Origin of the sequence: Aeromonas popoffii (genome assembly GCF_000820025.1) — a bacterium.
Classification (GTDB): domain Bacteria; phylum Pseudomonadota; class Gammaproteobacteria; order Enterobacterales; family Aeromonadaceae; genus Aeromonas; species Aeromonas popoffii.
In genome coordinates, this window is sequence record NZ_CDBI01000001.1 from 1 (window position 1) to 14,306 (window position 14,306).

Annotated in this window: 11 protein-coding genes; 5 read left to right on the forward strand and 6 right to left on the reverse strand. The window is 57.2% G+C overall.

Features of this window, described 5'->3' with window-relative positions; translation table 11 throughout:
- Positions 1-302 precede the first annotated feature (302 nt).
- Together rapA and rluA are read left to right on the forward strand one after the other, a co-directional pair.
- Positions 303-3,170, forward strand: a complete 2,868-nt coding sequence (gene rapA, locus BN1129_RS00005) for an RNA polymerase-associated protein RapA (RefSeq protein WP_042033710.1) — start codon at positions 303-305, stop codon at positions 3,168-3,170.
- A gap of 115 nt (positions 3,171-3,285) precedes the next feature.
- Entirely contained in the window at positions 3,286-3,942 is a 657-nt protein-coding gene (gene rluA, locus BN1129_RS00010) for a bifunctional tRNA pseudouridine(32) synthase/23S rRNA pseudouridine(746) synthase RluA (RefSeq protein ID WP_042033711.1), read from the forward strand.
- Positions 3,943-4,000: 58 nt separating this feature from the next.
- Here rluA and BN1129_RS21930 read toward each other — a convergent pair whose 3' ends face one another.
- From BN1129_RS21930 to BN1129_RS00030, 5 genes are all read right to left on the reverse strand, one after another.
- Positions 4,001-4,189 carry a hypothetical protein gene (locus tag BN1129_RS21930; RefSeq protein ID WP_080741189.1) on the reverse strand — a complete coding sequence of 63 codons (189 nt, stop codon included), beginning with the start codon at positions 4,187-4,189 and terminating at the stop codon, positions 4,001-4,003.
- A 58-nt stretch (positions 4,190-4,247) separates the two neighbouring features.
- Entirely contained in the window at positions 4,248-6,179 is a 1,932-nt protein-coding gene (locus BN1129_RS00015) for a putative bifunctional diguanylate cyclase/phosphodiesterase (RefSeq protein ID WP_042033712.1), read from the reverse strand.
- Between the two features lie 23 nt (positions 6,180-6,202).
- Positions 6,203-6,700, reverse strand: a complete 498-nt coding sequence (locus BN1129_RS00020) for a putative pterin-binding protein (protein WP_042033713.1) — start codon at positions 6,698-6,700, stop codon at positions 6,203-6,205.
- Between the two features lie 95 nt (positions 6,701-6,795).
- Entirely contained in the window at positions 6,796-8,430 is a 1,635-nt protein-coding gene (groL, locus tag BN1129_RS00025) for a chaperonin GroEL (RefSeq protein WP_042033714.1), read from the reverse strand.
- Positions 8,431-8,469: 39 nt separating this feature from the next.
- Positions 8,470-8,763, reverse strand: coding sequence for a co-chaperone GroES (locus BN1129_RS00030; protein WP_042033715.1), 294 nt, complete (start codon positions 8,761-8,763; stop codon positions 8,470-8,472).
- 233 nt (positions 8,764-8,996) lie between these two features.
- Here BN1129_RS00030 and BN1129_RS00035 point away from each other — a divergent pair, with 233 nt between their 5' ends.
- Positions 8,997-10,349, forward strand: a complete 1,353-nt coding sequence (locus BN1129_RS00035) for an MATE family efflux transporter (protein ID WP_042033716.1) — start codon at positions 8,997-8,999, stop codon at positions 10,347-10,349.
- Positions 10,350-10,373: 24 nt separating this feature from the next.
- Here BN1129_RS00035 and BN1129_RS00040 read toward each other — a convergent pair whose 3' ends face one another.
- Complete coding sequence (locus BN1129_RS00040) at positions 10,374-10,856, reverse strand: FxsA family protein (protein WP_042033717.1); 483 nt, start codon at positions 10,854-10,856, stop codon at positions 10,374-10,376.
- A 452-nt stretch (positions 10,857-11,308) separates the two neighbouring features.
- Here BN1129_RS00040 and aspA point away from each other — a divergent pair, with 452 nt between their 5' ends.
- Together aspA and BN1129_RS00050 are read left to right on the forward strand one after the other, a co-directional pair.
- Complete coding sequence (gene aspA, locus BN1129_RS00045) at positions 11,309-12,751, forward strand: aspartate ammonia-lyase (protein WP_042033718.1); 1,443 nt, start codon at positions 11,309-11,311, stop codon at positions 12,749-12,751.
- 127 nt (positions 12,752-12,878) lie between these two features.
- Entirely contained in the window at positions 12,879-14,198 is a 1,320-nt protein-coding gene (locus BN1129_RS00050; RefSeq protein ID WP_042033719.1) for an anaerobic C4-dicarboxylate transporter, read from the forward strand.
- Positions 14,199-14,306: the final 108 nt, after the last annotated feature.

Consider the following 14,306-nt stretch of genomic DNA (forward strand, 5'->3'; position numbering starts at 1 on the left):
TGCCGCTTGCCCTGTCGATGTGGCGCATTATAGGGATCTGGATCACGCTTGCAAGGGCCTTTTCGAATTAAATTCGAATTATTAGCTCAACAGCTCACCAATCCACCAAAAAGACCGTTTATCCCGCAAAAAAACACTCATTTGACAACATCGACCTGTCTTCAGTGGTGCCTTGCCGGCTACAGATCAAGGTTGTGGTGATTTGGCGTCACCACATCCATATGCATGGTGATCGAGGTCACGCCTTCGGGTAATATAGCGCCCCTTTGCGATTCACACACTCTTGGGCTTTGGAGAGTTTAATGCCTTTTGCACTTGGCCAGCGTTGGATTAGTGATACAGAGACGGATCTGGGGTTGGGGACTGTCGTTGCTGTTGAAGGACGCATGGTTACCCTGTTGTTTCCGGCTACCGGTGAAAACCGCATGTATGCCAAAGAAGAGGCGCCGGTCACCCGGGTCAGCTTCAATGTGGGCGACCAGATAGCCAGTCACGAAGACTGGACCATGACGGTCGAAGAAGTGCAGGAGAAAAACGGCCTGCTTATATATGTAGGTGTTCGCACCGACAATGATGAGCCCGTTGCCCTCAAGGAAGTGTTTCTCAACAACTTTATCAAGTTCAACAAGCCGCAGGATCGCCTGTTCGCCGGTCAGATTGACCGTATGTCCCGCTTTACCCTGCGCTACGAGGCGTTGATCAACCAGCACCAGCGTCGTCGCAACCCGACTCGCGGTCTGGCCGGTGGCCGGGTCAGCCTGATCCCGCACCAGCTCTATATCGCCCATGAAGTGGGGCACCGCTACGCCCCGCGCGTATTGCTGGCGGACGAAGTAGGTCTGGGCAAGACCATCGAAGCGGGCATGATCATTCATCAGCAACTGCTCTCCGGCCGCGCTCATCGGGTGCTGATCCTGCTGCCCGAAACTTTGCAACACCAGTGGCTGGTCGAGATGCTGCGCCGCTTCAACCTGCATTTCTCCCTGTTTGATGAGGAGCGCTGCATTGAGGCGTTCGCCGATGCGGAGAACCCCTTCGAGACCGAACAACTGGTGATCTGCAGCCTCGACTTCCTGCGCAAGAAGCGTCGTCGCTTCGAGCAGGTGCTGGAAGCCGAGTGGGATCTGCTGGTTGTTGACGAAGCGCACCATCTGGAGTGGAGTATCGATGCCCCCAGCCGCGCCTACGAAATGGTGGAAGCGCTTGCAGAACAGGTGCCGGGTGTGCTGCTGCTGACCGCCACCCCGGATCAGCTGGGGCACCAGAGCCACTTCGCCCGTCTGCGCCTGCTCGATCCCGAGCGTTTCTACGACTACGAGGCCTTCCTCGCCGAGGAGCAGGCTTATGGTCAGGTCGCCAGCGCAGCGCAAGAGCTGCTGGATGGCGAGACCCTGAGCAATGAAGCCAGGCAGATCCTCGCCAGCCAGCTGGAAGGGCTGGATCTGAGCAATACCGCCGCCCGTCAGCAGGCGGTCGCCAAGCTGCTGGATCAGCATGGCACCGGCCGAGTGCTGTTTCGCAACAGCCGCGCCAATATTCAGGGCTTCCCTGAGCGCCACCTCAATGTCTACCCCATGCCGCTGCCGGAGCAGTACAAGACTGCCATCAAGGTGATGGGCATGATGGGTGGCAATGGTGGCGATCTGCAGACCCGTGCCCTGCGCTACCTCTACCCCGAGAAAATCTTCCAGCAGTTCGAAGGCGACAACGCCACCTGGACTCAGTTCGACCCGCGCGTCGAGTGGTTGCTGGGGCTGCTGCTCTCGGCCCGCCAACAGAAGGTGCTGGTGATCTGCTCCGAAGCGGCCACCGCCATCGCGCTGGAAGAGGCGCTGCGCACCCGTGAAGGGATCCGCGGCACCGTGTTCCATGAAGGGATGTCGATCCTCGAGCGGGACAAGGCCTCCGCCTATTTCGCGCAAGAAGATGGTGGCGCCCAGGTGCTGCTCTGCTCCGAGATCGGTTCAGAAGGTCGCAACTTCCAGTTTGCCAGTCATCTGGTGCTGTTCGATCTGCCGCTCAACCCGGATCTGCTGGAACAGCGTATCGGTCGACTGGATCGTATCGGTCAGCAGAATACCGTCGAGATCCACGTCCCCTATCTGGAAGGGACTGCCCAGCGCGCCCTGCAGCTCTGGTATCACGATGGTCTGGACGCGTTCGAGCAGACCTGCCCTACCGCTCGCCCGGTATTCGAAGCGGTGCGTGACGAGCTGTTCGAGCTGCTGGCCGCCAACACCGGCGATCAGGCGACCCTCGACGCCCTGCTGATCAAGACCCGCGAACTGCACGAGCCGCTCAAGGCCCGGCTGGAACAGGGTCGCGATCGCCTGCTGGAGATCCACTCCAGCGGTGGCGCTGCTGCCCAGCTGCTGGTCGACAAGCTGGCCGCCGAAGATGACGACACCGGCATGATCTCCTTCGCCCTCAAGATGTTCGACGAGATCGGCGTCAATCAGGATGACCGTGGCGAGAACGCGATGGTGCTGACCCCCGGAGATCACATGCTGGTCTCCAGCTTCCCGGGCCTGCCACAAGACGGCATGACCATCACTTTTGATCGTAATACCGCCCTGTCGCGGGATGACATGGCGCTGCTCTCCTGGGATCACCCCATGATGCGCGGCGGTATCGACCTGATCCTGGGCTCCGAGATCGGTGCTACCTCGGTCGCACTGCTCAAGAACAAGGCGCTGCCCATCGGATCCATTCTGCTGGAGCTGATCTTCGTCGCCGAGTCTGCGGCCCATCCCCAGCTCTACCGCTTCATGCCGCCGACCCCGATCCGCCTGCTGATGGACAAGAATGGCCAGAATCTGGGCGAGAAGGTGGCGTTCGATGCCTTCAACCGCCAGCTGACCCCGGTCAACCGCCATCTTGGCAGCAAACTGGTGACCGCTTCCCAGCCGGTTATTCACGGTCTGATTGGCAAAGGCCAGCCGATTGCCGAAGAGCTGAAAGCCGTGATTGTCGACAAGGCCCGTGCCCAAATGGCGCAGACCCTGCAGCAGGATCTCGATCGGCTGGAAGCGCTCAAGGCGGTCAATCCGAACGTACGCGACAGCGAACTGGATTATCTGCGCAATCTGCAGGCAGAATTGCACCACCTGATCGATCAGACCCAACTCAAGCTGGATGCCATCCGCTTTATCGTGGTCACCCATAACTGACAAGGTACCGACCGACAGCGGCCCGACCCAGCTCAAACTGGATATCCAATGCCGCTTTATCGTGGTTACCCATAACTGATGGGGGCTTGCCCCCACCTTCTGATGCGAGACATTTATGTTTGAATACTCACCGCCTCTGGAACCCTGGCTCGATATCCTGTTCAAGGACAAGGACATCATGGTGGTCAACAAGCCCACTGGCCTGCTGAGCGTCCCCGGGCGCGGCCCCGAGAATGAAGACAGCGTCCTGCATCGGGTGAAGCAGCAACACCCCAAGGCGGCGGCTGCCCATCGCCTCGACATGTCCACCACTGGCGTCATTGTCATTCCTCTCAACCCCAATTCTCATCGGGAGCTGAGCCGACAATTTCGCGAGCGGGAGACCGAGAAGCACTACCTCGCCTGGGTGTGGGGTGAGCCGGAAGCAGAATCGGGTCAGGTAGATCTGCCACTCTGCGTCGATTGGCCCAACCGCCCGAAACAGAAGGTGGACCACGAGGAGGGCCGTCACGCCCTGACCCTGTGGGAAAAACTGAAGGTGGAGAACGGCAACAGCCTGATCAAGCTGACCCCCATTACCGGTCGTTCCCACCAGTTACGCGTCCATATGCTGGAGCTGGGGCACCCGATTCTGGGTGACAACCTCTATGCCCATCCGGATGCGCTGACGGCAGCCCCCCATCTCTACCTGCATGCAGCCATGCTGACCATCAGCCACCCCCGCAGTGGGGAGCGTATGACCTTTGAAACTCCCGCACCTTTTCCGCTATAGGCCAGAACGTGAACATAAAAAAAGCCCCCATCAACTGATGGGGGCTTTTTCATTAGGGTCAGACACGAATATCGATTTTACTTCCCAGTGTGGAGCTGGCCGATGTCGCTGCGGTCGGGGCTGATTGAGCAGCCGTCTGGAGCAGTTTCAATGCGGCTTCACCATCCTGGGTTTGCTGTTTCTTGGCCAGACTGGCTGTCAGCAAAGCAGAACCAAATGACGTTGATGCAGAACTAGATATATCCATGGTGTACCTCCTGCCCTAAGACTATCGGCCCTCTTGTGCCATTCATGAGCCATTTTGGCTAAATTAAATACGTCTTGTTGGGTTGACGTCGCTCCAGCCATTGCTCTTCCATCTCCAGCAAAGTCTGATAGACCTTCTCTGCCTGTTCAGGACGACTGAACAGATATCCCTGACCATAGAGGTGAATGTCGGTGAGGGTGCGCAGCACATCGAGCTGGGCCTGGGTTTCTATCCCCTCACACACCAGGCTTTTGCCCAGCATGGAGCCCATGCGGCAGATATTGGCGACCAGCTCCGAGGCCTCTATTGAGGTATCGATCCCCTGAATGAAGGAGCGATCGATCTTTACCTTGCTGACGGGCAGTTTCTGCAAATAACTGAGGGAGGAGTAGCCGGTCCCGAAGTCATCCAGCGCCAGCTGTACACCCTGCTGATTGAGATCCTGCATCAGCTGCAAGGAGTTTTTCACCTCGCGCATTGTTGTGTCTTCGGTCACTTCCAAGACCAGGCTGGCGGCCGGGATATGATGATCCATCAAGGCCTTGGCCACCAGCTTCAACAAGTTGCGCTGGTACATGCCAGGTGAGATGTTCACGCACATCTGCAAATCGACCAACCCGAGCTGCTGCCACTGATAGAGCTGCTCACAGGCGGTATTCAGCACCCAGCTGCCCAGTTTCTCGGCAAGCTGGAACTCTTCTGCCACCTGGATCACCTCATTGGGCGGAATGAAGCCCAATTCAGGGTGGCGCCAGCGCAGCAGAGCTTCGACCGCCTCGCAGCGACCACTTTCGAGATTGACGATGGGCTGGTAATAAAGCTCAAGTGCGTTGTGCTCCAACGCCATTATCATGTCGCTTGCCAGATGCTTGCGTCGCGCCGTCTCATTGAGCAGCGAATTGTCATAAATGACATAAGGGACATGGGCCTTGCGACTGTGAAACAGCGCCAGCTCGGCCCGGCTGAGCAACTCCTGCGTCAATTTGCTGTCCATCGGGAAGAAGGCAATGCCGATCCCGACCTCCAGCCGGAATGAGTAATTGTCGATGATAATGTCCTGCTTGAGTGCATGGAGCAGGCGGGATACCAGCTCCCTCACCTGTCGCAGGTCGCTGCTCTCGCGCTGGATCATGGCGAATTGATCCCCACCCAGACGTGCCACCCACTCCCCGTTTTCACACAGGCTGCGGGTCCGCTTTGCCAGCTCCCGTAGTAGGAAGTCACCCGTGTTGTAGCCAAATTTGCTGTTGATATCACGAAAATCGTTGATATCCACCAGCACCAGGCCAAATGGCGTCTCCCTGGCTGCATACGATTCCATCTTCTCCAGCAACGCCAGCCGGTTGGACAATCCGGTCAGGGGATCAACACGTGCCATACGGAAGTGCCGGCGAGCCTCGCGGATCAGCAGGCCACTGAGCAGCATCACCGACAGCACGAGGCCGGACACCATGAACAGCAAGGCATTGCGCAGCTGACCGAAACGCTTGTCATTGCCCGAATAAACGTTGATGTTCTTCTGCATGACAGACGCAAGAGAGTAAGAGAGGGGTTCCTGCAAGGGGGCCAGCCGTATCATGATCTGCTGATAGTCCGGCGTGCCCGATTTCAGGTGAGTGATGTTGGACTCCATCTCGCGGATATTGCTTTCGATCAGCTGCACCAACCGCAGTGTCTTCTGCTTGTCCTTCATGCTCTGGCGCAGCTGGCCACTGAGCAGGATAGGTGTACGACTCCAGAGGATGTCGTAACGCAGCATCAGGGCGTCATGATCTATGCCGCCATAATGGTAGATCTCGACGGAGTTGAGGAAACGCCCCAACTCCAACTGCAACTGCATTAGGGCCCAGGAGACATCATAGGTATATTTCTCCATCACCCGGGTTGCATTCTGTATCTGTGCGAGGCAATACAGGGTGCTTCCCGTGAACAACAGGATGGATAGATAAAGCACCGCAAGTAACGGCCACGCCTTGGTCTTTGCTTTCACCCGCACTCCCGCAAACCATTATATCAATGCTGGATATCAACCGAACTCAGTTGCCAGATCATCATGTCGGTAAATTCTGACCGTTTCAGCTCAGGATACTGATCCAGCGGTAGAATAAACCAAAGCGGCCCCTTATTCCGCACCCGCATGGTCACCCCGTCGTCCTGCCAAGCCAGGATGGGATCATATTGTTTGACCTTGTCCCAGTTGATCTTAATCTGAAAACTGTTCAAGGCGGTCAGGGTTACGGCCTTGCCATCCGCCCCGACGGCAGCAAGCACATCCGCCAGCTTGGGCCCCACATACTTGTGCGGTTTGTCGACCCAGGGGTTTCCCGTCACTATCTCATGCTGTGGCAGCGCCTTGAGCATGGCCAGATCGAAGCCAATAGCCCCCTCGCTCGCCCCGGCGGGCATCACATTGCCGGTCACCTTCAAGATCACGGGTCCCTGCGGTGCCTCTAGGGCCATGGCTGGCATTGCCAGAGAAAAGAGTAATGTAATCAAACCCAGTACACGCATATTCACCTCATATAACGTTGCCAACAATAGACTCAGTTTAGTCGCCATAAAAAAAACGGCTCGCAAAAGCGAGCCGTTTGGTAAACAGGGCCGAATTACATCATGCCCATACCACCCATGCCACCCATGTCAGGCATGGCAGGGGTATCTTTCTTTGGCAGCTCGGTGATCATGCACTCTGTGGTGATCATCAGGCCGGCGATGGAAGAGGCGAACTGCAGCGCAGAACGGGTCACCTTGGTCGGATCCAGGATACCCATGGCCAGCATGTCACCGTACTGTTCGGTGTAAGCGTTGTAACCGAAGTTGCCTTCACCATTCTTCACCGCGTTGGCAATGACGGAGGCTTCTTCGCCAGCGTTGATGACGATCTGACGCAGCGGAGCTTCCATGGCACGCAAGGCAACCTTGATGCCCACGTTCTGGTCTTCGTTGTCACCGCGCAGATTGGCGAGTTTGGCAGCAACACGCACCAGCGCAACACCACCACCTGCAACCACACCTTCTTCGACGGCTGCGCGAGTTGCGTGCAGGGCATCGTCAACACGGGCTTTCTTCTCTTTCATCTCGACTTCGGTAGCGGCACCGACCTTGATCACGGCAACGCCGCCAGCCAGTTTGGCTACACGCTCTTGCAGCTTCTCACGGTCATAATCGGAAGAGGTATCTTCGATCTGCTGACGGATCTGGGCCACACGGCTCTCGATCAGGGCTGCATCACCCACACCATCGATAATGGTCGTGTTTTCTTTGGTGATGACGATGCGCTTGGCACGGCCCAGGTCTTCCAGGGTCGCTTTTTCCAGCTCCATGCCCACTTCTTCGGAGATCACGGTACCACCGGTCAGCATGGCGATATCCTGCAGCATGGCCTTGCGACGGTCACCGAAACCAGGTGCCTTGACGGCAGCCACTTTCACTATGCCGCGCATGGTGTTGACCACCAGGGTCGCCAGCGCTTCGCCTTCCACGTCTTCGGCAACGATCAGCAGCGGCTTGCCTGCTTTGGCAACGCCTTCCAGCACCGGCAGCATCTCGCGAATGTTGGACACTTTCTTGTCAACCAGCAGGATGAAAGGATCATCCAGCTCGACAGAACCGGTTTCCGGCTTGTTGACGAAGTACGGAGAGAGGTAGCCGCGATCGAACTGCATACCTTCGACTACAGCCAGCTCGTCATCCAGGCCCTGACCATCTTCAACTGTGATGACGCCATCACGACCGACTTTGTCCATGGCTTCGGCAATCAGCTTACCCACTTTTTCATCGGAGTTGGCGGAGATGGTACCCACCTGAGCGATAGCATTGTTGCAGGCACACGGCTGGGACAAGACTTGCAGCTCAGCAACGGCAGCAATAACTGCCTTGTCGATACCACGCTTCAGATCCATCGGATTCATGCCAGCGGCAACGGCCTTCAGGCCTTCGTTGACGATGGCCTGAGCCAGTACGGTCGCCGTGGTGGTACCGTCACCGGCGGCGTCATTGGCCTTGGAAGCAACTTCCTTGACCATCTGGGCGCCCATGTTCATGAATTTGTCTTCCAGCTCGATTTCGCGAGCAACGGAGACGCCATCCTTGGTGATGGTCGGAGCACCGAAGGACTTGTCCAGTACCACGTTGCGGCCTTTCGGGCCCAAGGTAACCTTGACGGCATCGGCCAGGATGTTTACGCCTTCGAGCATCTTGATGCGGGCTTCGTTGCCAAACTTGACTTCTTTAGCTGCCATTTTCTTCAGTCCTTAAATCAATTCGGGGAAAAGGGTGAATTACGCTTCGACAATCGCCAGGATGTCGGTCTCGGACAGGATCAGTACATCCTGCCCATCCAGCTTCTCGGTCTTCACACCGTAGCCTTCGTTGAAGATCACCTTGTCACCCACCTTGACGGCAAGGGCTTTGACATCGCCATTGTCCAGAATTCGGCCAGTCCCCACGGCAAGTATTTCACCACGGGTGGACTTCTGGGCCGCAGTACCAGTCAAGACAATGCCGCCAGCGGATTTGGCTTCAGCTTCGATGCGCTTGATGATGACGCGATCGTGCAGTGGACGAATTTTCATCGATAACTCTCCCAAAATGAGTCTCTGTGTTGCTTTGAGGAATGGCCATTCCTGGCCAAATTAGATATGTCTCTGATGTGGGGCGTTTTTGTTAACCCTTCAAGGGCAAATACAAAAAAAATATTTTCACGTACTATGAATATCTTCGATGGATCGCCCGTGTCCCGGTCAGGAAACCGGATTTGCGCTGCCCACAGTCAGAACGTAATTCGCCAGATGCAAGAGACGAGCCCGTGACCCGACCCAATCCCATGCTGACCGCCCCCATGACGTCCGTATTGTTGCGCATGACGGGCCCCATGATCCTCGGCATAGTCGCCATACTGGCTTTCAACCTGGTCGACACCTTCTTCATCGGCATGCTGGGCACCCAAGCACTCGCGGCCATCAGCTTCACCTTTCCGGTTACCTTCGTGGTGACCTCGTTGGCAATGGGGCTGGGGGCTGGGCTCTCGGCGGTCATCGGTCACGCGCTCGGCCAGGGCAGGCATGACGAAGCCGCCCGCATCACCACCGACAGCCTGTTTTTGGCCGTGGTACTGGTTACCCTGCTCTCTGTGCTGGGCGCCCTCACCATACAACCCCTGTTTCGGCTGCTCGGTGCCAGCGACCCGCTTATCGGGCTCATCTACGACTACATGCTGATCTGGTATCTGACCGTGCCCATGCTGGTGCTGCCCATGGTAGGCAATGCCGCCATCCGGGCCACTGGGGATACCAAAACCCCGAGCCTGGTGATGGGGGTAGCGGGACTGGTCAACGGTGTGCTGGATCCTCTGCTCATCTTCGGCATAGGCCCTTTTCCCGAGTGGGGGATCCGCGGGGCGGCCATTGCCACCTCGATCTCCTGGCTGATGGCCATGCTGGTCAGCCTCTATATATTGCGCCATCGGGAAGGCTTGCTGTTGTGGCGCCTGTCGCCCCGGCCACGGCTGCTGGCTCACTGGCGCGCCTTGCTGCACGTGGCAGTACCGGCCTCGTTTACCAACATGCTCAACCCGCTGGCCACTGCCGTGCTGATGACCATCTTCGCCGGATTAGGCACCGAGGTAGTCGCTGCCTATGGCGCCGCATCGAGAGTGGAAGCCTTGTTGCTTATCGTGATGATGGCGCTCTCTTCCGTGCTGGCCCCCTTCATTTCTCAAAACTGCGGAGCGGGCAACCCGGCCCGCGCCAAGGCGGCGCTCCAGTTCTGCATGCGCTTCGCCCTGCTGTTCCAGCTCGGCGTCTATGGATTGACCTGGCTGCTGGCACCGCTCATCGCCAACCTGTTCAGCGATCATCCACAGGTGGTGCGCCTCATCATCCTTTATCTGCACCTGGTGCCCATAGGTTACGGCTTCCAGGGCATGGTGATGCTGCTGGCCTCGGCGCTCAATGGTGTCAGGGCCTCGAGTGTCTCTTTTCTGTTCAACGGGTTGCGACTGTTTGTCTTCTTGGTGCCAGGGGCTTGGCTGGGGGCTGAACTGGGTGGGGAACAGGGGATCTATCTGGGGATACTGCTGGCCAATCTGGCGGCGGGCACACTGGCCTGGTGGTATGCCCACCACCGCTTCGAGCGACTGTGCCATCAGGGCAAACCCTGACAGGCACAGCACCCATACTGCGGTTTATTCTTTACGTTCAAATTCGCCCTCGATGGTGGTCCCACCACGATTAGCACCGCCCGGCGGTTCCTCGTCCTCGCCAGGACGCGCCTCGAATGGAGGCCGCTGTGCCTGAAAACCGCCCATCTGCATCCTGAACTGGCCGCTGCCCACCAGCTTGTCGGCCAGCCTGTTACGCAGCCAGGGCAGCAACAGCAGGATACCGAAGAAATCGGTCACAAAACCCGGGATGATCAGCAGCAAGCCAGCCAGCGCCAGCATCATGCCCCCCATCACCTCTCGACCCGGCATCTCGCCCTGCTGCATCTTTTGCTGCGCATTGAGCAGGGTCTTGATGCCTTCACTGCGCACCAGCGATGACCCGATCACGGCGGCCAGTACCAATAAGCCGACGGTTGGCAAGGCGCCCATCACGGAGCCCACTTCGATCATCACGGTTAGCTCGAGCAGCACCAGACCAATCAACAACAGAAATAACTTGCCCATAACAACCTCAGTGCGGGTGAACTTGAATGAATCTCAGGTCTGTTGCAGCCAACGAAATAATGTTGCTGCCAACTCACCATGATATAGCTCCTTGAGAATTAAAATGGGGGTATCCCCTCGTTTTTCAAGTCTGAAGGGTGACAGCGCGCCGGTTCTTCAGAAAAAACGGCCAAGTGGACTGTGATTGAACACCTTGTTCTGTCAAAGTAAATCGTTCGATTGCAATCTCAGTTTAATGACCACAATTTATTTGAGGCTGTCTCAAATTTAGTGATCCAAGTCTAATATTAGATACCTCAATTGAGGTAATGTAGACACCAGTAATTATAGGGGGCAAAAAAGCCTCCACCTGCCCCACTCGATGTGTGGTGCTTCAGGATGAGCCGTGCGTAAGGAACTCGCGACCACTCGGTGAGGATCGTTTCCATTAATCTGATTTCTGAGGCATTACAATGAGCGACATCAAGAACGTCCGCATTGAAGAAGACCTGCTGGGCACCAAAGAAGTTTCCAATCATTTCTACTACGGTGTGCACACCCTGCGCGCTGTCGAGAACTTCAAGATCAGCTCTCAGAAGATTTCTGACGTTCCGGAATTCGTCCGCGGCATGGTACTGACCAAGAAGGCCGCCGCCATGGCGAACGGCGAACTGGGTACCATTCGTCCTGAAATTGCTGACAAGATCGTAGAAGCCTGCGACCTGATGCTGAACACCGGCAAATGCTTCGACCAGTTCCCGGTCGACGTGTATCAAGGTGGTGCCGGCACCTCCGTCAACATGAACACCAACGAAGTACTGGCCAACATCGCCCTCGAGATCATGGGTCTGGCGAAAGGCCGCTACGATGTCATCAACCCGAACGACCACGTCAACAAGTGCCAGTCCACCAACGACGCCTACCCCACCGGTTTCCGCGTTGCCGTGGTAAACAGCACAGACACCACGCTGCACGCGCTGGAAGCGCTGATCGCCGCCTTCTATGACAAGGCCAAGGAGTTCAAGAGCATTCTGAAGATGGGTCGTACCCAGCTGCAGGACGCAGTTCCCATGACCCTGGGCCAAGAATTCCACGCCTTCGCCGTCACCCTGCGTGAAGAGATCAAGTCCATCAAGCGTTGCCAGGAGCTGCTGCTGGAAGTGAACCTGGGCGCGACCGCGATCGGTACCGGCCTGAACACCCCGCCCGAGTACTCAGCCTTGGCCATCAAGCGACTGGCCGAGATCACAGGTCGTGCCTATGTGCCGGCAGAGGATTTGATTGAGGCCACTTCAGACTGCGGCGCCTACGTGATGCTGCACGGCGCCATCAAGCGTCTGGCCATGAAAATGTCCAAGATCTGTAACGATCTGCGTCTGCTCTCCTCCGGCCCGCGCACCGCACTCAAAGAGATCAACCTGCCGGAAATGCAGGCGGGCTCCTCCATCATGCCGGCCAAGGTCAACCCGGTTATCCCGGAAGTGGTCAACCAGAGCTGCTTCAAGGTATTCGGTAACGACGTCACCATCACCTTCGCCGCCGAAGCGGGTCAGCTGCAGCTAAACGTCATGGAGCCGGTGATTGGCCAGGCCATGTTCGAATCCCTTAGCCTGATGGAAAAAGCCTGTATCTCCCTGCGCGAGAAGTGCGTCGAAGGCATCACTGCCAACCCGGAAATCTGCATGAACCATGTGCTGAATTCCATCGGCATCGTGACCTACCTGAACCCCTTCATCGGCCACCACGAAGGGGATATCGTCGGCAAGATCTGTGCCCAGACCGGCAAGAACGTCCGTGAGGTCGTGCTGGAACGCGGCCTGCTGACCGCAGAGCAGCTGGATGAAATTCTCTCCATCGAGAACCTGATGAACCCGCAATACAAAGCCAAGCGCTACACCCGCGAAGCCAACGTATAAGCGAGCAAATGGGCCGGGTTTATCCCGGCCCATAAAGTCAGTTCCCGATAGGTCTTGCCCAGCCCCATCGGGAATTGGCTTTTCTGCCAAATAAAACCTAAAAAAACTGGAAAATGGAGTGTTCACTATGATTGTTATCGAGTTACTTGTGGTGCTCGCCGCTATCTATCTGGGTGCCCGGATAGGCAGTATCGGTATCGGCTTTGCCGGTGGTCTGGGTGTGCTGGTACTGACCTGGGGCCTGGGGGTAGCAATTCCGGGCGACCAACTGGTCACCTTCATCCCTTGGGACGTGATCATGATCATCGCGTCCGTCATCTGTGCCATTGCCTGTATGCAACTGGCGGGAGGCATGGACTACCTGGTATCGCTGGCAGAAAAAGCCTTGCGCAAAAATCCCAAGTACATCACCTTCGCCGCCCCGATCGTGACCTATCTGATGACCATGCTGGCCGGTACCGGTCACACCGCCTTCTCCACCCTGCCGGTGATCGCCGAAGTGGCCAAGGAGCAGGGCATTCGTCCTTCCCGTCCACTCTCCATCGCGGTTGTTGCCTCCCAGATCGCCATCACCGCCTCCCCAATCTCCGCGGCCGTGGTTGCTTTCTCCGGCATGCTGGAGCCGTTCGGTATTGACTACCTGACCCTGCTGGCCATCTGCATTCCCTCCACCTTCATTGCCTGTATCCTGGGCGCCTTCATTGCCAACATGATGGGCAAACCGCTGGAGCAGGATGAAGTCTATCTGGAGCGTAAAGCCAAGGGACTGATCAAGCTGCGCGGCACCACCAAGCTGGAGCTGAAGCCTTACGCCAAGGTTTCTGTCTGGATCTTCATCTCCGCCATCGTAGCGGTCATGGCCTATGCCACCGCCATCTCAGGTAAAGTGGGCCTGATCACCAACCCGCCGATCCCCCGTGACGGAGCCATCATGGGCATCATGCTGGCCGCTGCCACCATCATGACCCTGGTCTGCAAACTGGATGCCACTCAAGTGACCAACATGCCGACCTTCAAATCCGGTATGTCCGCCTGTATCTGCGTACTGGGTGTGGCCTGGCTGGGCAACGTCTTCGTGAAAAGCAACATGGACACCATACAGCTGATCGCCGGTGACCTGCTGAACCAGTACTCCTGGCTGCTGGCCGTTGTGCTGTTCTTCGCCGCCATGCTGCTCTACTCACAAGGCGCCACCACCAAGGCCCTGATGCCGGCTGCGCTGGCACTGGGTGTCAGCCCGCTGACCGCCATCGCCTCTTTCGCCGCCGTGAGCGCCCTGTTCGTACTGCCGACCTACCCGACCCTGCTGGCCGCGGTCGAGATGGACGACACCGGCTCGACCCGTATCGGCAAGGCCGTGTTCAACCACCCCTTCTTCATCCCCGGCACTGCGACCATCGCTTTCGCCGTGGCATTGGGCTTCTTCTTTGGCGGCATGATACTCTGATCAGCATTTCATGCTAAAAACCCTCAAACGGCCCGCTTTGGGCCGTTTTTTATGCCTGGCTTTTGCGTCTAATCATTAATTAATCCTTATGCACTTCAGTTTCTATCA